The following is a 21,136-nucleotide window of genomic DNA, read 5'->3' as shown; positions in this document are numbered from 1 at the left end:
CTAGAATTCTTTTCTAACCGAACCACATGTAAGCATTTCTGAACCAAAATATGGATTTTTGATATCTTTTACCTCGCTTATCCAAATAGCACCCTTACCTTCATCGGCCATAGGACAAAAATCTTGATATAGTTTTTGTTCTGTTCCAAAAGTTTTTATCAAATCGTTAATGTCTTTGCTCAATAAAACAAAATGCTCTCTTTGATGTGCTATGTTTCCGGCATTATCTCCAATATGCTCTGCGTGTTCTTTAAGATCATCAGCAATGTCCATATAAATTTTCATCTGCGCTCCGGATAATTTATTCATATCCATTTTCCCCAATGTTTCAATCATTGTCTTTCCGGCATCAGCAGAAGCATTAGAATCGTCTTTGGTCAAAGCATTTTTTAAAGACAAATAATTATCTACAATTCCTTTAACTGAAAAAGCATTTGGATTAACCTTTACAGTTGTGGTCTCTGTTTTATTTAGTACTGAATTAACTGTTTTATTTTCTTTATTTTTTTGGTTACAAGAAACCAATACCAATGACATTACTACGACTGAAAGAATTAAATTTTTCATTTTTTTTTGATTTTATTAAATAGAAAATTGACTCCATCGAAATATCCGATTTAGTAAATAACCGTTTTGTTTTAAGTTTAAATAATTTTGATAAGGCATTAGAATAATAAATCAATAGCAATAAACTATAATTCACTGATTCTATTAACCGATAAAGGATTTAAAGCAAGAATTGCTTATGATTTGACGCACTTATGGCTGTCAAAAATTGATTTAGCTTATTTTTGGTATAAGCCATAAAGAATTGAAACCAGAAGAAATTGAGGTCTCATAATTGTAAAAATTTTGCTTTGCTGAAGGAAAATTAAAACAATTGGTATCGATGTTCCATTCAGTAATCGAAACAGATGTATTGCAAGAAGAAGTACAACCGCATTTTGAGTGACTACATTTACCACCGCAACCTTCGTGGCTTTTGTTTTTTGAATGACCATCCTTTTTACAACAATCGTCATTGCAGGTTTTAGAAGAAATCTCTTTTCTAGAAGAATAATGTTTAGCAGAATTTTTTTCACACGCAAAAACACCACTTGGCATCAATAAGAAACCAAATAATATAATTATTAAAATGTGAAGTTTATTCATTTTTACTTTTCTAATTTCAATTCAAATTTAATCAATTTATAATAATTGATTGCTAATACCGTGTTAAAAACGTAATACAAATAAATCAAAAAGGATGTTTTTTTTTAATTAATAACATCCTTTTTTATTTACTCTAAAACTTCATTCTCTGAATACGAACGGCATTTAAAATGGCTAATAAAGCAACACCAACATCCGCAAAAACAGCTTCCCACATCGTTGCCAACCCGCCAGCTCCCAGTATTAAAACAACTGCTTTTACCGTAAAAGCCATCGTTATATTTTGCCACACAATTTTTTTGGTTTGTTTTCCAATATTAATCGCTGTGTAAATCTTTGATGGTTGGTCGTTTTGAATGACAATATCTGCAGTTTCGATAGTCGCGTCACTTCCTAGCCCGCCCATTGCAATTCCCGCATCGGCAAGGGCTATAACGGGTGCATCATTAACTCCATCTCCAACAAATGCGACTTTCTTATTTTGCAATTTTAATGCTTCAACTTGTAATACCTTATTTTCCGGTAATAAATCACCAAAAGCAAAATCAATATTCAATTCTTTTGCGACAGCTTTTACAACCGTTTCTTTATCACCCGAAAGCATTACTGTTTTGACATTTATTTTATGTAAGCTTTGAATCGTAGCTTTAGCATCTTCTTTGATTTCATCGGCAATTAAAAAATATCCTGAATACACCTTATTGATGGCAACAATTATAATAGTAAATGGCGAAGTGTCAATTTCCAAATCATATTTGATGTCATATTTCTGCATCAACTTTGCATTTCCAACAATTAACTCAAAATCATTAACCTTTCCTTTAAGTCCGTGGCCAGGAATTTCTTCTACCTCAGTAACTTTTAGATTTTCATCCAATGTTTTTGAATATTCAACAATCGCGGTTCCGACAGGATGCGTCGATTTTGATTCTAAAGCTGCCGTATATTTCACCAAATCCTCTTCTAAAAACCCAATCGCAACCACTTTTTGAACCTTGAAAACACCTTTGGTCAAGGTTCCAGTTTTATCCATAACCACCACCTGAATGGCAGCCATTATATCTAGAAAATTAGACCCTTTGAATAAAATTCCATTTTTACTTGCAGCTCCAATTCCCCCAAAATATCCCAACGGAATTGAAATCACTAAAGCACAAGGACAGGAAACCACCAAGAAAACCAAGGCTCGATACAACCAATCACTAAATACATAATCAGAGACAAAAAACATTGGGACCAAACAAATTGCCAATGCAAGATATACTACGATTGGTGTATATACTTTGGCAAACTTTCGGATAAACAATTCGGTTGGTGCTTTTTTGGCAGTCGCTTCCTGCACCATTTCTAAGATTTTAGATAGTTTACTATCTGTGTAAACAGTAGTAACTTCAACTTCGGCAACTGTATTTAAGTTAATCATACCTGCTAAAACAACCTCATTTCTTTTTTTTGTATTTGGTTTACTTTCACCAGTTAAAGCAGCTGTATTAAAAGTAGCACTTTCAGAAAGTAGTTTTCCATCCAAAGCCAGTTTTTCACCTGGCTTCAATTGAATGATAGTGCCGATAGCAATCTCAGAAGCCTTTTTCAAAACGGTTTTATTCCCTTCCAAAATGGTAGCCGAATCCGGTCTTTGGTCTAATAATACTTTAATATTGGTCTTAGCTCTTTTTACCGCTAGTCCTTGGAAATTCTCACCGATACAATAAAACAACATTACTGCAACCCCTTCAGGGAATTGTCCAATGGCAAATGCACCTAAAGTTGCTATTACCATCAATGAAAATTCAGAAAAAAATTGCCCTTTTCTAATACTCTCAAAGGTTTCTTTTAAAACGGGGAAACCAACGGGAATGTAAGCAATACTATACCATCCAATTCGAATCCAACCTGTAAACCAAGCTTGAGGAAAATAATTATCCAAAACAATTCCAATCAGCAATAAGCAAAAAGAAATTACAGACGGAAAAAACATTTGAAAATAACTTCCATCACCGTGTGAATGATCGTGGTCATGGTCGTGCCCATCAGAATCCGAATGCTGGTGCTCAGCATGAGTCGAACAACAACTATCTGGTTTATTCTTTTTTATATATTCAGTTTCTTTAAATGTATTATCCATTTTCCTAATTTATATCAAAATTACAACATAACCACCAAAACTACAGTCTTTAAAATCACTGTTTTATTCTTCTCCACTTCCCTTTGTCAATTCTGACAATAGATAATAAGCTCCTTTGATTACTACTTTGGCATCAGCTGGAACTTTATCAATTACTTTTACTTCGCTAAAACCCAAATCTGATGTACCAATATTCACTTTTATTTGTTCAAACCTATTTTTACCTATTGAAATAAAAATAAAATGATCATTACCATTGTTAACTATAGCTTCCGTTGGTAAGGCAATTGTGTTATTATTATCAATTTTTACCCTCGCCTCCACATACATTCCCGGCAAAAGAGTTTCAGTAGTTTCGTTTATTTTGGCGTGTACCAATACCGCTTGTTCATTGGGTTCAAATGCTTTGTTGACAGCGTAAATTTTGGCCGGATGAGTATGCGAAACATCATTTGCGTCACTAAATGTAATTGATTGTCCGATTTTTATTTTGTGAATGTCTTTTTCAAATACTTTTAGATCCAAATGCAAAAAACGATTGTCAATGATTTCAAACAATACAGCATTTGCGTCAGCATATTTACCCATACTCAAATTAATATGCTGTATATAACCGCTTATTGGTGCCGAAATTGCAATACTTGAAGCGATATTTTTTGATGATAACTTATTTACATTGATACCTAATTGAGCTAATTTTGATCCTAGTGTTTCTTTTTTGGCTTGGGCAATCTGTAATTCTCTCTGTGATTGCTGGTAAATTTTTCCAGCATTGATATTATCATCTCTCAATTCCTTTTGACGCTGAAACTCTTTTTCCAAATAATTAAGATTAGCCTTGTTTTCTAAATAATCCTGTTGCAATTGAATTACTTCAGTATTTACAATAGTTGCCAACGTTTTTCCTGCAGTTACAAATTCACCTTCTTGAACCAAAATATTTTTCACAACACCTCCAGTCAAGATGCTTACCTGTGCTTGATATTGTGGAGGCAGCGACAATTTTCCGTTAATTTTTAATGTTGTAGTCAGGTTTTTATTTTCAAAATTACCTAACTGTAAATCAATCGCTTTGATTTGAGCATCCGTAAAAGTCACTACTGATTTATCTGTCACTGTCTCCTTGGAATCATTGGGAGCAGTCTCTTCACTAGAATTATTTTTACAAGAGGCTAATACCAAAAATGAAAAGAGTATGATTGCTATATTATTTTTCATTACTATATTTTATTTATTTAATAAAAATTGAATATTGATTACCGTTTGATTGTAATTGTTCATTGCCGTCAGATAATCGTTTTTAATTTTGTTGGCATCTTTCAGGTTTTGAGTGTATTCGATATAACCAATGTCTCCTGATTTGTACAGACGTTGAGCCGAATTGACAATCATTTCTGCCATTGGGATTCCTTCAGTTTTATAATAATTGAGTTGTTCCAAATATTGTTTTTGAAGGTGGTATTGTTGCAAATAAACAGTAACCATTTCCTGTTGTGATTTTTCCAATTCTTTTTTAGCAATTTCGGTTTCCAATTTAGCTACTTGCGTTTTTGCTTCAACACCATTTCTGAATAATGGTATATTAATCCCTACACTTCCATAATAAAATGCATTTTCTTTGTCCAAACTTTGTGCATTGACTCCCAAATTAAATGATGGATTTGCCTTAGCCTTTTCAGATTTTATTGCTAATTCTTTTGCGATAATTTGCTGTTGCAAAAGCTGTAAAACTGGATGATTTTTAACCAATGTACTATCGCTTAAATTAATTTCAGGCAACGTTTCATATTTTGCTGGAGCTTGATAATCTCCATTATTTCTTGTCCATTTTTTCAATTCTGCTAGATAAAAAGATACTTGAGTATTAACCTCTGCTAATTGCATTTTTAAATCTTTATGTTGCAAGGTGGCGTTAATTTTTTCCAGTTTATTGCTTTCGCCTACTTGAAATTTCTTGTCTGCATACTTTTCATAATCTAAAAAAATTGTATCAATTTGAAGTAAAAGACTGTACTGTTGTACATTGTAAATCCAAAAGAAATAAGCACTTGAAACATTTTTAATCAATTCATTTTTAGTAACTGCTTCAAATGATTTGGCAACGGTAACATTTTGATTCAAAAGATTTCTATCTGCTTTATTCGACAATTTAAAGCCTTGAGCCACTCCCACATTATAATCAAATAACTTACTGTTCATTTGACCTAAATTGCTATTAATATTAAATGGATCCAGAATAGTGGCAGTTTTGGTTAATGCTTGTTGTTGCTCTGTTTGCAAAGCAGCCTGTTGCATTGTTGGGTAATTTTTTAGAGCAGCCTGCAAAGCATCGTTTAATTGCAAAGGACTATTTTGGGCATTTGCATTAAAAGAATAACAACTAAAAATCAATATAATAATTGATGAAATTTTAGGGTTTATCTTTATTTTCCTTGGTGTCATAACTAAATAATATAAAACGGGTAAAACAAATAAGGTCAGTAGTGTTGAAGTCAATAAACCGCCAATCACTACGGTAGCCAATGGTTTTTGGACTTCTGAACCTGCACTTGTACTTAATGCCATTGGCAGAAAACCTAATGAAGCTACTGTGGCTGTCGCCAAAATTGGTCTTAATCGAGCACTGCTTCCTTTGTAAATGCGTTGCAAAAGATTATCTTCTCCTTCTTCTTTTAATTGATTATAATGACTGATTAATACAATCCCATTAAGAACTGCAACACCAAAAAGCGCGATAAAACCGACACCTGCCGAAATGCTAAAATTCATTCCCCGTCCCCATAAAGCTAAAACGCCACCAATAGATGCCAGCGGAATTGCCGAGAAAATTATCGTTGCTTCCTTTAGAGAGCGGAACGACAAAAAGAGTAAGAAAAAAATAAGCAAAAGCGCAACTGGAACAGCCAATTGCAATCTTCCTTTGGCTTCTTGAAGATTTTGGAATTGCCCGCCATATTTTATAAAATACCCCTCCGGCAATTTTAATTTAGCATCCAGTTTCTTTTGAATTTCCAAAACTACACTTTCTACATCTCGTCCTCGAACATTGGCTTCAACAACAATTCTTCGCTGTGCCTCTTCCCTACTTATTTGTGAAGGCGCTGTTTTAAAAGCGATTTCAGCCACTTCATTCAATGGAATTTGATTCCCCTTTGGCGTCGGAATCAATAATGATTTTAAGGCATCAATATCGGTATCGCCATTTTTGGGAATACGAACAACCAAATCAAATTTGCGTTCACCTTCATACACCACTCCTGTTGTTCCGCCAGCATAAGCGGTATTCAAAATCCGATTCACTTCGGCAATATTCAAACCGTATTGAGCAATTTTATTACGGTTGTATTTTACGACCAATTGAGGCATTCCTGTAACTTGCTCTACTTTGATGTCCGTTAAGCCATTAATTCCTCTGATAATTGGGACAGCTTTATTAGCATCAGAAAATAATTTATCCAAATCATCACCAAATATTTTTATGGCTATATCCGATTTTACACCAGCAATCAATTCATTGAAACGCATTTGAATGGGTTGCTCAAACGATAAATTACAGCCTGGAATCTGGCTTAGTTTTTCGTTCATTTTTTCGGCCAAATCTTCTTTATTACCTGCTGTTGTCCAATCTTTTTTATCTTTCAATACCATAATAATATCAGCACTTTCTATTGGCATTGGATCAGTTGGAATTTCGCTAGTACCAATTTTACTCACTACTTCTTTTACCTCTGGAAAAGTAAGTGCTAGTTTTTCTAATTGTGTTCCAACTTGAATACTTTGCGGTAAACTACTTCCCTGACGAATTGTGTAATTCATTGCAAAATCACCTTCGTCCAATTCAGGAATAAATTCACCTCCCAACGAATTGAAAATAAATATTGAGGCTATAAATAAAAAAATCGAAATGCTAATAACTTCAAATTTTCGTCTTAGTGCAATGACTAAAATCGGTTGATACCAATTATTTAATTTATTGATAAAACGGTCAGTAAAATTGGGTTCATTAGTGATGTTTTTGCTTAAAAAAATGCTACTCGCCCAAGGTACATACGTAAGTGAAAGCAGTAACGCACCAACAATTGCAAAACTTACCGTTTGCGCCATTGGCATAAACATTTTACCTTCTACTCCACTTAAAACAAACAATGGGATGTAAACAATCAGAATTATTATTTGTCCAAAAATGGCAGAACTCATAATTTTGGATGAGCTTTTTATTACCTCGTGATCCATTTTGTTTTGAGAAAGCATATTGTTCTTATAATGCTTAGAAAAGATATGCAAAGTAGCTTCGACAACAATTACGGCCCCATCGACAATTAATCCAAAATCCAAAGCCCCCATACTCATCAAATTGGCACTCAACCCAAAGAGATTCATTATGATTATTGCAAAAAGCATTGCCAAAGGAATAACAGATGCAACTATTAAACCGGCTCTCAAACTTCCTAAAAAAAGCACTAAAACTAATATTACGATTAAAGCTCCTTCCAATAAATTGGTAGAAACTGTACTGACCGTTTTCTCTATAAGCTTTGTTCTGTCAACAAAAACATCAATTTTAACGCCTTTAGGCAAGGATTTTTCAATTGACTGTATTCTTTCTTTAACACGTTCAATTACCCTAACAGCATTCTCTCCTTTTTGCATTAAAACCACACCACCAACTGTTTCACCATTTCCGTTTCTTGTCATTGCTCCGTATCGAGGGGCAAATCCAAATTTGACTTCGGCGATGTCTTTTATCAAAATTGGAACACCTGAGTTGTTTTTCACAACAACATTATTAATGTCATCAATATTTTGGATTAATCCTTCTCCACGAATAAAATAAATATTGGGACCTTTGTCTATGTAACTTCCACCCGTATTTTCGTTGTTGTTTTGTAAAGCATCAAAAACATCTATAAGGGTAAGATTATTGGCCGCCAATCTTTCGGGCTTTACCGAAACCTCGTATTGTTTCAGTTTTCCTCCAAAACTGCTTACATCCACAACTCCAACAGTACCCAATAATTGGCGACGAACAATCCAATCCTGAATCGTTCTTAACTCTGTTAAATTGTATTTTTTTTCATAGCCTTTTTGGGGAACCAATACATATTGAAAAATTTCGCCAAGTCCCGTTGTTGGAGGCAATAATTCTGGCATTCCATATTGCTTTGGAATATTATCAGCTGCCATTTTTATTTTTTCATCAACACGTTGTCGAGCAATATTAACGGGCACATTGTCTTTGAAAACAATTGTAATTACAGACAAACCAGAACGGCTCGTACTTCGCAATTCAATCATTTCCGACAATGATTTAAATTCAGTCTCTAATGGATAAGTAATGAATTGTTCAACTTCTTGCGTAGCGAGGTTTGGTGCATTGGTTATTACCTGCACCTGATTATTAGTAACATCCGGCAATGCGTCCACACTTAATTGTGTGAATGAATAAACACCAAACATAACAAATATGGACAATAGAACTCCTGTAATCAGTTTATTGTTTACTGAAAATTTAATGATTTTATGTATCATTTTTAAAATATAATGAATGAGAAATCAGACCCAAAAAGGTCTATCACTTTTGTGGAGAGGCCACAACTCTCTATCCTAATTTCCAATGATTATTGGAATTAGGTTTCATTATACTATCTGAGGGGGTTGCCAAATGCTTCCGAAGAAATTGGAAGCAAAAACTGATTTGTATTCAGGTATTTTATTTTCAACAATCGTTTTTACGATCACAAAATCAAAACTATAAATCGTATTTCCGAAAGCAAAAACTTGAGAACTACAACAATTGCAAATACAAAATGGAGAACAAGCGTCGTTATCTTGATTATGTTCTGAACTACATTTAACAACAACATCCTTTGAAGCACTATTCCCCTCCTTATCTGCGCACGGCAAACAAGAAAGTAATAAAAGCATAATCGACAATATAGTACTAGTCCATTTCACAAAAACAAAATTACGGTTTAAATTTAAAAGAAAGAAAATAAATTTTGAAGCCAAACATAATTGAATTGAACACAACGTCAATAAATTGGAAAAAATCGCAACAAACTAATCACTATTGCAAATTGAATTACAATTTATTTATTCTTTCAAAAAACTACATAAAATGTTTAAAATGTTTTTCATTTTTATAAACTTGAGCCAACAAACTTGGAAGAACAATCAATAACAAAGGCAATGCAATAATAAATCCGCCAATTACCGCTATCGCCAAAGGTTGATGCAACTCTGAACCCGTTCCAATTCCAATAGCCAAAGGCAAAAGCGCAATTATTGCTCCCAAAGCAGTCATTAATTTGGGGCGTAATCGTGTAGAAATTGAATAAATTATAGATTCGTTTACGTTTCGGGTTAATTTAAAAGTTTCTCTAAATTGAAGAAAAGTGAAAATCGCATTTTCTGCAATAATACCCACTATCATAATAATTCCCGTGTAACTTCCCACGTTTAAAGGAGTTCCAGTTATGAAAAGCAAAATATAACTACCTGCAATACCTAAAACAGAAATTAAAAGTATAACCAATGCAATTCTAAAATCTCTAAAAAGAAACAAAATAACTCCGAAAACTAATAAAGAAGACGCGATCAAAATCATCAATAATTCCTCGAATGATTGCTGTTGATCCTTGTAAGCTCCAGCATATTCGATATAATAGCCACTTGGCAAATGAATTTTATCTGTAACTTTCGTTTGAATTTCCTGCATTACACCTCCCAAATCTCGATTATCCAATCGCCCCGTAACGACATTCATCATTTGAAGATTTTCTCGTTCAATTTCGGCAATTCCTTTTTGTACCGAAATCACAACCAAGCTTGAAATTGGAATAGCTTGTCCATTCGGTAGAAATATCTTGAGTTGTTTAATATCTTCCAAACTGCGTTTTTGACCATTGGCATAAATTAATCGGATAGGCGTTTGCTTTTCATTTTCCAATAAACTGCCCACCACATTTCCTTCTAAAGCAGTTTGCATTTGAAATTGTAAATCGGTTGGTGTGATTCCATATTGTGCCAATTTCACATAATTAGGATGAATAGTAATTTCAGGTCCCGCCAAAACAATACCATTAAAAACGTCTGCGGTTCCTTTTACATTCTCAACAATTCCGGTAACTTCTTTGGCAATCCTTTGTAATTCTATTTGATTACTTCCAAAAATTTTGACTTCAATCGGAGAAACAGAACTCATTAAATCCCCAAGCATATCTCCAATAACCTGACCAAAATCAATCCGCAATGCAGGCTGCGTTGCTTCTATTTGGGCTCGAATTTCGTCTATTACGTCATTACTGGTTTTGTTTCTGTCTTTCTTTAATTGAATCAAATAATCACCACGATTGGGTTCGGTGATAAAAAAGCCCATCTGTGTTCCTGTTCTACGGCTATAAGCCTCTACTTCTGGATTTTTTATTATGATTTTCTCTACTTCATTAAGCATTCTATCGGTCTCAGCAAGTGAAGTTCCTGGTGGACTTTCGTAATCCAAAATGATGCTCCCTTCGTCCATTTCAGGTAAAAAACCAGTCTCTAGGTTGGGCAAAATAATAAAAATGGAAAGAACCAAAACAATACAAAATGCAATACTAATTATAGGTTTTGAAATAAAATAAGCTACCCAATTCTGTGTTCTAACCTCATGACTCTGAATTTCTTTTTGAATTCCGCTAGCTGAATTTTCATTTTTTGTAAGCAACAAATAAACCACCGGAAGCAATAACCAAGTAACAAAAAAAGAACAAATCAAGGTGATGATCATTGTATCGGTCAGTACTTTAAAATAAGAACCAGCTACACCGCTCATTAATACAAAAGGGATAAAAATTACAATAGTACTAATCGATGAACCGACCATTGCTGGGAATAAGTAGTGAATAGCTTTTTGCAAAAGATTCACAGTAGGCTCCTCAGGGTGTTCTTCGTGTGTTCTGTGAATTTGCTCAACAACCACAATCGCATCGTCTATTATTAATCCCAAAGCAGCAGCAATGGCTCCCAAAGTCATAATATTAAAACTATTTCCGGTGAGGTATAAAACAATTAAGGTTAAACCTAAAGTTACGGGTATGACGATTAAAATGGTAGCACTGGCTTTAACCGATTTTAAAAACAAAACTGCTACAATGATAGCCAACAACAAGCCTAATAACAAACTATCGGTAACGCTTTTAACCGCATCATTTACAAAAGTAGCCTGTTCATAAAAAGGTTTGATTTTGATCCCGTTTGGCAGAATCTTTTTTAAAGATTCTAGCTTTGTATTCATATCAGTACTAAGTGTAATCAAATTAGCATTTGGCTGTTTGATTACGGCAACCAAAATGCTTTCTTTCCCATTGGCGTTGACTTTTATGTATTCTTTTGCCTCTTTGATTTCAACTGTAGAAATATCTTTTAGCGTAATAATTCCTTTGCCATTATTAAGAATTACAAGGTTTTCTAATTCTTCTTTTTTATCTACTTGTGCATCGGTGATGGTTAAATACAAATACCGATAATCCGATAGATAACCATTGGATTTAATAAAATTGGTTTGGCTTAAAATTTGTGAAATACTATTTGGCGAAATGCCAAGTGCTCTCATTTTTTCAAAATCCAACGACAGCCAATACTCTTTTTCTTTTCCTCCAATGATTCTAATTTCTGAAACGCCGTCAATTTGGGAAAGAAAGGGTTTGATAGTGAAATTGGCAATCTTCTTTAACTCAATGGGAGACATTCCTTTGCCTTCAATCGCGTAACCTATTACTGGAAGGATTGACGGATTCATTTTTTCCACCGTTATTTGAGTATCTGGCGGAAGGTTATTTTGGATTTGGCTAATTTGCTCTTCAATACGCGTTTTACTCAAATCTATATCTGCATTCCAATCCATAAAAGCCGAAATTTCACAACTTCCACGACTCGTAGTACTGCGTACAGTTTTTAAATCTTGTACTTTTTTAATAGCCGCTTCTAGCGGTTTAGTAACCGTTATCATCATTTTATCAATGGGTTGCTGGCCCGCATCGGCAATGATTTTTATTTTTGGAAAAGTAATTTCAGGAAACAAACTGGTTTGCATTTTGGAATACGCAAAAAAACCACCCAAAATAATCAGGAAAATAATGGTGCTTAATCCGTTTCTATGCTTTACAAAAAAGTTATTCATTTATATTTTTTTTAAGCCACAGATTTAAAGATTATATTGAATCTGTGAAAATCCTTCTAATCAATGGTAAACCCTTTTAATTTTTAATCACTCTGACCTTAATTGTATCTCCAACACCATAATTTCCCGTTAACAAAATTCTATCTTTCGCTGTTAAAGCAGGGGAAAGAATTTCGACTTTATCTTCTGTTTGAATTCCTTTTTTTATCGGAATCTTTATAGCTGTATCAGCGTTTATCATTTTCATTATCCAAAAATCAGTTTCGGTTTCATCACTTAAAACAGCTAATTTGGGTAATGAAATACTTTTAGAATTAGAACCTTTATTTACCCTAACTTTCACAATTAAATTTTCAGGAATATCTTGTTTGCCATTTATTTGTAAAATCACATTTTGTGTTTGAGAAATGGCATCAACCGTTGGCGAAAATTTCTCAACCGTGGCTGTTCGTATTGAATTATCAGGTAAAAAAACACTTAATTCTTGACCAACCGAAATATGTTTTTTTAGTTCATATGGTAAACTCAAAACAATTACAAAACTTTTGATATCATTGATGGTGACCAAAGCATCTCCGTCCTGAACATAATCACCTTGTTGCACATTGACCATGGTTACAGTTCCGTTGGTGTTCGAAAGCACTTTAATCGCTCCTCCAAAACCCAAAGTTGGATCTATTTTATTAATAGAATTCCCCAACACTTTTGCTTCTCGTGTTTTTATCGAAAATAATTCCTGCCCATTGGCTACAAAATCATTCGGTGCCACATTTACAGAATTCAGATAGCCAGTTGCGTTGGCTTTAATGACGTTTTTTACCAAATAAGTAGCTGTTGCATTTAGGTCAATAACGCTTTGTATACCAATCGTATCAATTGAAGTTAATGTAACTGGAACTCTAACATCAGTTGGTGTTTCGGGTTCTGGCTTATCTTTACAGGAAATAAAAAAAACTGTAATTAGTATATAAACAGAAAATATTTTCTTCATCATATTAGTCATTAGAAATCCAATAATTGATTTCGTTAATAAGCAGTAATTTGTTGATTTTGTTTTGGGAAATTGAATTATTTAGCGTGATAACATTACCTATCGCGATTACAAAATCGGTGATTTGCGCATCACCGGATAGCAATAATTTTTTGTCCGCTTCAATAAGGGCATCAGTTATTTGAAGCTGAGACTGCAATTGGTTTCCGGTTTCCACAGTTTGTTTCAATTTTTGATTAAGCATCAGCAATTGCTGTTGAAATTGCTTATTGAAATGATTTTTATAAGCCAAATTAGTGGCTACAGCCTGCTCATTTTTCTGATGTTGCAATGATCTTTGGTTTCCGTCATAAATAGGAATTGACAAACCTAATCCAACACTAAAGCCAAAATTTTTATACGGTTGATACTCAAAACTGGACAAATAACCCGCGTCACCAAGCAAAGCCAATGTTGGTTTATATGCGTTATCAATCAACTTACTCTGATTGACAATTTTTAAACTATCGACTTCAAATTGTTTAAAGAATATAGTTTTTTCTGCACTTGAAATCGTTTTTAAACCAATATCTGGTTTTGCCAAATTCACAAAAGTGGTATCGGTTTCACCTGACAAATAATTCAGTAATCCTAAATCATTTTGATATTGTTGTTTCAGTTGCAAAACCTGCAATTCTTGTTGTTTTAGAGTCGAAAGAAAAATTAAATAATCGGTTTGCTTATAAATGGAATTTTGGGTTAACTTTTTCAGAGTATTGACGCCGTTATTCAATAGTACAATCATCTTTTGATTGTAGACAATTTGTTCTGCACTTCCATAAGCTGTGACATATTGATCGATAATCACTTTATTCAAATCTTTAAGAGCAATTTTTTTATTTAAAACCAAACTCTCTTTTAAAATTTTAAAACTTTCGGCCTGTGAATTTGCAATATTCTTACCAATTATTTTTTGATTGATTCCAACCAAACCCGAAACAGATTGTCCATTAGTTATCGCTTTATCATACCCCACTCCATTGATAAGAGGTGCATAATTTGCATTCAGATTTCCTGCTATCTGAGGCTTATAAACTGCTCGTTTAAGCAAGCTATCTATAGTATTGGATTGAATCTGACTAGACAAATCCTTTAGTAAAGGTGAATTATTTTGTGCCTTTTCCATATAAAATCGCAAATCTTTTTCTTGCGAAAAAGACTTTAGACAAATAAAGCTAAGAATGAAAAAAAAGATGAATCTCATTAACTGATTTATATAATAAAATTATTTTTTACTATTATTCGCTACAACCAAAACCACAGAAGAATTGGGAACAATAGAAGCTCTTGGGTTAGGATTTTCAGTAGTTGCTTTGGGTTTTGCACCAAAATCAGCGGTGGTTAGATATAAATCCCCCTTAGTTTTGTTTAATGCAATGGTTCTTGCTCCTTTTTGAGTTTTTACCGTTTCAAGAACCGAAAAGGTATTTGTGTTTTGTTCTTTAACAACAGTAATTGTCCCTTCACCATTGGAACTAAAAACAAGTTTCTTTTTGGCATCAAAAGCAACACCATCACAACCATCTCCAATAGGTAATATTTTGATAACTTTTCCATTTGAAGCATCAACAACTACCATCAATTTATTGCCACAAACCGAAAATAATCTATTAGAATCTAAATCAATGGCCAGTCCTGATGGTTCATCACCAGGTGCAATACTCCAAGTTGCGATTACTTCCAATTTAGTGGCATCGATTGTTTTGATTTCGTTTTTATCTTCAATATTGACATAAATCAGGCCTTTGGTATTAGTAACCGAAAATTCGGGTTTTCCGCCCAATGGAATTGTTTTTACAACTTTATTGGTAATGGCATCCAAAACAGTTGCATCTTTTGAACTGGCATTATAAGTAAAAACTTTATGAGAGAATTGATCGTACAAAACCGCATCCGGCTTTTGACCTTCAATGGTTACTTTTGCAATCAATTCAAAAATTTTAAGATCAACAATTGTAACGGAATTATCCTTCCCGTCGGTGATAAAAGCTTTGTTTAAATCATTTGCGATTGCAATTCCGTGAACACCTTTGGTATCACTAATGGTTGCAATACTTTCGTCCGATTTTAAATCCACTACATTAACAACATTTCCGTGCGAAATAAACAAATTTTGATTTACTTCATCAACAGCAAGGTAATCCCAACCTTCGTCTCCTGCTATTTTAATCTTTTTTAAAACTTTATATTCTTGACTAATACAAGTCAAAAAAGAGAAAAGGATAAGTGCTACAGAAAATGTTTTTTTCATTGGACCGATTTTGAGTATAAATATCGGAATTCCAATTTGATATTAAATTAAATATTGCTTAATTTATTGTTTTTGTCCATCAAATAAAATGGGTTTCTTTTTTTTCTTATTAATCCATTTATTCAATTTATAGCACAAAAAAGCAGAACCACTACCTACGATTGCTCCAGCTAAAACATCGGTAGGATAATGAACTCCAAGATATAAACGGGAATAACCAACTGCCCCAGCCCATAAGAAAGACGGAGCAATAACATACCATTTTGGGTAAGCCATACTCAATGATGTCGCTGTTGCAAAAGCTGATGAAGTATGGGCTGAAGGAAAAGAATAACTAGCTTCTTCTGTAACATTATCTATTTCAGGATAAGTTTCATAAGGTCTATCCCTTTTCGTGATGTTTTTTAAGGCAAAAGAAATAAATACAGAAGCGGCCAAAGATTCGCCAATGAAAATTGCCTTTTTCTTTGTGATGCTATCTTTTTCAATTAGTCCAACTGCATAGATGACAATAGGAGTTCCAACACTAACAGGAAGTGCACTATTTGTTATTCCAATCATTGAAGACTCAATGTTTGTATTCCTATTTAGATTTATTTTCTTTAGAAGATCTATATCCGAATTTTGGGCATTTGAAATTGAAAAGCAAAAAAAGAATGCAAAAAAGGGAAAAAATTTAGACATCTTGAATTTGTAAATTGATTTAAAAAAATCGGCTATGCCAACTATCTATCGCAGGAACTTCCCAAGATTCATTGAACTCTTCAATATTGTTAACCAAATTATTAAAGACAATCGTATTTTCGGTAACAGCTTTATCTTTTACCATTTTTTTGAAATCTATCAATGGCTTGTGCGCAATGTGTTCTCCTAGCTTGAAGGTTACATTCATTTTATCCAATAAATCAACATTGTATTTTTTTTCTAAGCCTTGGATAAATTCAACAGAAGAATCAATAGAACATCCTGTTGCTGCTTGTACATCCTGATTTACTGCTAAAATAATAAAACGATTGTATTTCAACAAATAAGAGGATTCAAGGCTAGTACCGTGTGCAGCCCATTCGTTAAGAAAAGATTGCAAATCAGTTTCGATTTCAGAAAACTCGGCATCCGAAAATTTTCTATTCGATTGATAAATCCAAATTCTAGATTCTTCGGGTAAATTTTCAAAAGGAACGTACATGGTATTTATTATTTTAGATTGCAGGTTTTAACTGCATATTTTTAATTTTTAGCATTTAGCTTCTAATAAGAAATAAACGCAGATTTTTTATTTAGATTACTTTCTAATGCAAATAATTTATTCACTTTAGAAAACAATCAATATTGAGCTTATGCTCTAAATTTATATTTATGAAAATAAATTTTCTTAAAATCTCTTTTTACAAGTCCTGAGCGTTGGCGATCAATTCAGCAATATCCATTACTTTAACATCACTTTCTCTCTCTTTGTTTTTAACTCCATCCGTTAACATTGTATTGCAAAAAGGACAACCAGCAGCTATAATATCAGGTTTCGTTTCAAGAGCATCTTCTGTTCTTTCTACGTTAATTTCTTTATTGCCCGATTCCGCATCTTTAAACATTTGTGCTCCACCAGCACCACAACATAAGCCATTTGCTTTAGAACGCTTCATTTCAAGCAACTCAACATCTAATTTCTGAATTAAATCTCTTGGAGCTTCATATACATTATTGGCACGGCCTAAATAACAAGGATCATGAAAAGTAATACGCTTTCCTTTAAATTGTCCTCCCTCGATAGTTAAACGTCCTGAATCCAACAATGATTTAAGAAATTCTGTGTGATGTACCACTTCATAATGTCCTCCCAATTCTGGATATTCATTTTTTAAAGTATTAAAACAATGTGGACAAGCAGTAACAATTTTTTTTGCTTCATAAGCGTTAAGCACTTCGATATTCATCATTGCTTGCATTTGAAACAAAAACTCATTCCCTGCTCTTTTTGCTGGATCTCCAGTACAACTTTCTTCAGCACCTAAAACAGCAAAAGAAACATTGGCACGATTTAGAATGCGCACAAACGCTTTTGTTATTTTCTTTGCTCTATCGTCAAAACTTCCTGCACAACCTACCCAAAATAAAACTTCTGGTTGTTTTCCTTGGGCTAGCATTTCGGCCATTGTTGGCACAATTAAATTTTCTGACATAACTTTTATATTTTTTTCACAACAAAGGCAAAAGCCTTAATTTTGATGTATTTTATATTTTTTTATTTATAACAAAAGACAATACTAATTTTCGTTTTTCCAATTCAAACGATCTTGTTGACTGTATTGCCAAGGTGCACCATTATTCTCAATATTGGTCATCATAGCATTTATAGGCATTGGAGCGGCACTTTGTTCCATTACAAGATAACGTCTCATATCCATAATGATAGAAAGCGGGCTGATATTAACTGGACATTCCTCTACACAAGCATTGCAAGAAGTACAAGCCCACAATTCCTCTGGAGTTATGTAATCGTTCAATAAAGATTTATTGTCCGGTACAAAAACACCTTTGTTGGCATCAATATTTTTCCCTACCTCTTCCAATCTATCTCTTGTATCCATCATAATTTTACGAGGAGATAATTTTTTCCCTGTTTGATTTGCTGGACAAGAAGAAGTACAACGACCACATTCTGTACAAGTATAGGCGTTTAATAACTGAACCCAGTTTAAATCTTGAACATCACTGGCGCCAAATTTACTCGGAGCTTCATTTTCAGAAACTGGCGCTGCCGCAAATGGGTCAGCATTTGGATCCATCATCAATTTTACTTCAGCAGTTACAGAAGCTAAATTATCAAACTGTCCTTGTGGATTTAAATTTGCAAAATAAGTATTTGGGAAAGCTAATAAAATATGAAGGTGTTTTGAGAAATATAAATAATTCATAAAAATCAAAATCCCAACGATGTGCAACCACCAAAAACCTTCGTTTAACAACATCACCAACTCATTGGACATTCCATTGAAAACCGGAGCAATAAATTGACTTATTGGAAAAGAACCTGCTTTAATAAAGTGAGAAAATCCACCAGGTACATTTTGCAAATGCAAATCAGTGGCATTCATTAATAAAAACAACGTCATTAGGGTTATCTCAAAATACAAGATATAATTAGCATCACCTTTTGGCCAACCTTTTAAATCGGAATGAATAAATCTTTTCAGCTTAACTACATTTCTTCTTATCAAAAATACAGTAACAGCAAATAAGACTAAAAAAGCCAATACTTCAAAAGATCCAATTAAAACATCATAAACAACTCCGATTGAAGCAAAAATTCTATGTGTTCCAAATAAACCATCAATAATGATTTCTAATAATTCGATATTGATGATAACAAATCCAACATATACTATAATATGCAGTATTCCAGCAACGGGTCTTTTTACCATTTTGGACTGCCCAAGAGCAATCATTGCCATATTTGTCCAACGTGCTTTTGCATTATCTTTACGATTAACATCAACACCAAGATTAATATTTCTAATGATTTTTTTTACATTCGAATAAAAATACCCGAAGCCAATAATCAATACTATGGCAAATAACACATTACTAAGGTAACTCATAAATACTAGTTTTTAACTTTTGTTATAGAATCGTTTGGAGCAACATATGGTTTGTTTTTCTTTCCAAAAACAGAGACATTTACATAACGTGTTGGATTTAATCTTACATCCTGCAAAAGCAATTCCAACTCTTTGGAAGTTTTTTCCAAGTTAGCATATAAGGCTTCATCTTTAAGTAATTTCCCCATAGTTCCTTTTCCAGATTCTAAACCTTTCATCAATGCATCTACTTTACTTAATGTCGCATTCAAATTCCTTACTGTATTTCCTAAGTCAGCTTTATTCAACGAGTCTGAAATTTTAACGAAATTATCAGAGACTTTGTTGAAATTAGAAACCATACCTTTCAACTGTCCTTTATTTTCATCTAAAATCACATTGGCATTTGATGCTACTTTATGAAATTGTTCCATAGTAGCGCTAAGTTCAGCTAAGCTCTTTTTTAAATCGGCTTGACCTTTTGCATCTAAAACAGAATTAAAACTAGTAATTAATTTATCTGCACTAGTCATTAATTTTTCTACTTTAGCCATAACTGGAGCGGCTTTATCACCTAATGAAGCCATAAGACTGGCTTCTAAAGTTCCTTTTAAATAATCACCGTTTTCAGCGATCATTTTATCTTCATAATTAGGATGGATAGCTACTTGTTTACCCCCAATAAGACTGGCATCATAGATTGTAGCTGTGCTTGATTTTGATATCGGAAAATCTGTATCGATTTGCAATTCAACCAATAATGTTCCTTTTTCACTAATTGTAATAGTTTTCACTTTTCCAATGCTCAGTCCGTTGATTGTAACTGGTGCAGAAGGCGCAAGTCCCTCTACATTTGCATATTCAACATATAAAGTTTTATAACTATTAAAAAGGTCTTTTCCTTTTAAAAAACTGTATCCCCAGAGGAATAATAAAATTGACGTAATAACTAAAATGGCAGTTTTTATTTCTCTTGTAATTTTCAAAATTTTTGTTTTTTTAATGGGCAAATTTAATATAAAATATTCTAATTTATAAGTATTATTTGACTGCTTCTTGAATGCTTATTTTTTTTCCATTTTTGAAAGCAATTAAAAAAGCAGAATCATAACCTTTGGATTTTACTTCATTTAATTGGTTTTTAGCATTTTCATAATCTGAGGTTTCGCCGTATAGATATTTATAAATATTATCTTCGTAAACGAGTTTGACATTTTGCAAACCTTTAAAGTTTTTAGGCTCCAATGCTAACTTTTTTTTACTAGCCGATAACTGAATTTTATAAATCGAACCTAAAGTGTCTTTTTTAATGATTCCTTTATTAATCTCTGGTTTATTAACTTCTGGAGTTTCAGAACTTTTTATAGGATTTTCTTTAAGGATTTGAGAAGGCTTTTCTCCAAAAGTTTCTGCTCCTCCATCTCCAAAATAATCATATTTATAACTGATTATTGCATTAGCAATAGCTCTAGCAATATCATTTTGTCCATCTTCTGAATTTAACAAATCCCCTTCAACAGGATTGGATATAAAACCAGTTTCAATTAAAACCCTTGGCATATAGGCTTTATGCAAAACCATAAATGGCGCTTGCTTCACTCCTCCATGTCTTAATTTCTTACCTAATTTTGCAAATTCATCTTCTACCTTACCTGCCAATGAAATACTATTATCTAAATATTCTTCTTGCATCAAAGTCATACCGATCATTGTTTCAGGAGAATTTGGATCAAATCCTTCATATTTTTGTTTATAATCTTTTTCCATTGTGATTACCGCATTTTCCTTTTTGGCTGCCTCAAGATTTGAAGCAATCTTATTCATCCCCATCACATAGGTT

16 protein-coding genes are annotated in these 21,136 nt (G+C 33.3%); all 16 read right to left on the bottom strand.

Annotation, left to right across the window (positions count from 1 at the left end):
- Positions 1-567, bottom strand: coding sequence for a DUF3347 domain-containing protein (locus tag AC1DY0_RS15870; RefSeq protein ID WP_477189562.1), 567 nt, complete (start codon positions 565-567; stop codon positions 1-3).
- Between the two features lie 213 nt (positions 568-780).
- Positions 781-1,152, bottom strand: a complete 372-nt coding sequence (locus tag AC1DY0_RS15865; protein WP_477189561.1) for a hypothetical protein — start codon at positions 1,150-1,152, stop codon at positions 781-783.
- A gap of 133 nt (positions 1,153-1,285) precedes the next feature.
- Positions 1,286-3,277, bottom strand: a complete 1,992-nt coding sequence (locus AC1DY0_RS15860; RefSeq protein ID WP_477189560.1) for a heavy metal translocating P-type ATPase — start codon at positions 3,275-3,277, stop codon at positions 1,286-1,288.
- A 63-nt stretch (positions 3,278-3,340) separates the two neighbouring features.
- On the bottom strand, positions 3,341-4,495 hold the full coding sequence (locus tag AC1DY0_RS15855; protein WP_477189559.1) for an efflux RND transporter periplasmic adaptor subunit: 1,155 nt from the start codon (positions 4,493-4,495) through the stop codon (positions 3,341-3,343).
- Positions 4,496-4,504: 9 nt separating this feature from the next.
- Entirely contained in the window at positions 4,505-8,806 is a 4,302-nt protein-coding gene (locus AC1DY0_RS15850; protein WP_477189558.1) for a CusA/CzcA family heavy metal efflux RND transporter, read from the bottom strand.
- A gap of 108 nt (positions 8,807-8,914) precedes the next feature.
- Positions 8,915-9,232 carry a DUF6660 family protein gene (locus AC1DY0_RS15845; protein WP_477189557.1) on the bottom strand — a complete coding sequence of 106 codons (318 nt, stop codon included), beginning with the start codon at positions 9,230-9,232 and terminating at the stop codon, positions 8,915-8,917.
- Between the two features lie 154 nt (positions 9,233-9,386).
- Positions 9,387-12,440, bottom strand: coding sequence for an efflux RND transporter permease subunit (locus AC1DY0_RS15840; RefSeq protein WP_477189556.1), 3,054 nt, complete (start codon positions 12,438-12,440; stop codon positions 9,387-9,389).
- Between the two features lie 76 nt (positions 12,441-12,516).
- Complete coding sequence (locus AC1DY0_RS15835) at positions 12,517-13,431, bottom strand: efflux RND transporter periplasmic adaptor subunit (RefSeq protein WP_477189555.1); 915 nt, start codon at positions 13,429-13,431, stop codon at positions 12,517-12,519.
- Positions 13,432-13,435: 4 nt separating this feature from the next.
- A complete protein-coding gene (locus AC1DY0_RS15830) occupies positions 13,436-14,596 on the bottom strand; it encodes a TolC family protein (RefSeq protein ID WP_477189554.1) in 1,161 nt (386 codons plus the stop codon).
- Positions 14,597-14,695: 99 nt separating this feature from the next.
- Entirely contained in the window at positions 14,696-15,721 is a 1,026-nt protein-coding gene (locus AC1DY0_RS15825; RefSeq protein ID WP_477189553.1) for a YncE family protein, read from the bottom strand.
- Positions 15,722-15,784: 63 nt separating this feature from the next.
- Positions 15,785-16,282 carry a phosphatase PAP2 family protein gene (locus AC1DY0_RS15820; protein ID WP_477189552.1) on the bottom strand — a complete coding sequence of 166 codons (498 nt, stop codon included), beginning with the start codon at positions 16,280-16,282 and terminating at the stop codon, positions 15,785-15,787.
- A gap of 142 nt (positions 16,283-16,424) precedes the next feature.
- Positions 16,425-16,907, bottom strand: coding sequence for an ABC transporter ATPase (locus tag AC1DY0_RS15815; protein WP_477189551.1), 483 nt, complete (start codon positions 16,905-16,907; stop codon positions 16,425-16,427).
- A 199-nt stretch (positions 16,908-17,106) separates the two neighbouring features.
- Positions 17,107-17,898, bottom strand: a complete 792-nt coding sequence (locus AC1DY0_RS15810) for a (Fe-S)-binding protein (RefSeq protein ID WP_477189550.1) — start codon at positions 17,896-17,898, stop codon at positions 17,107-17,109.
- Between the two features lie 84 nt (positions 17,899-17,982).
- Positions 17,983-19,317 (bottom strand): 4Fe-4S dicluster domain-containing protein, encoded by a 1,335-nt coding sequence (locus AC1DY0_RS15805; protein WP_477189549.1) that lies wholly within the window; start codon positions 19,315-19,317, stop codon positions 17,983-17,985.
- Positions 19,318-19,322: 5 nt separating this feature from the next.
- Entirely contained in the window at positions 19,323-20,282 is a 960-nt protein-coding gene (locus AC1DY0_RS15800) for an MlaD family protein (protein ID WP_477189548.1), read from the bottom strand.
- Between the two features lie 55 nt (positions 20,283-20,337).
- A partial coding sequence (locus AC1DY0_RS15795; RefSeq protein ID WP_477189547.1) for an N-acetylmuramoyl-L-alanine amidase occupies positions 20,338-21,136 on the bottom strand: 799 nt, incomplete at its 5' end.

The organism is Flavobacterium sp. P1_E4 (assembly GCF_056405915.1).
This window is presented reverse-complemented; position numbering and strand designations above follow the sequence as displayed.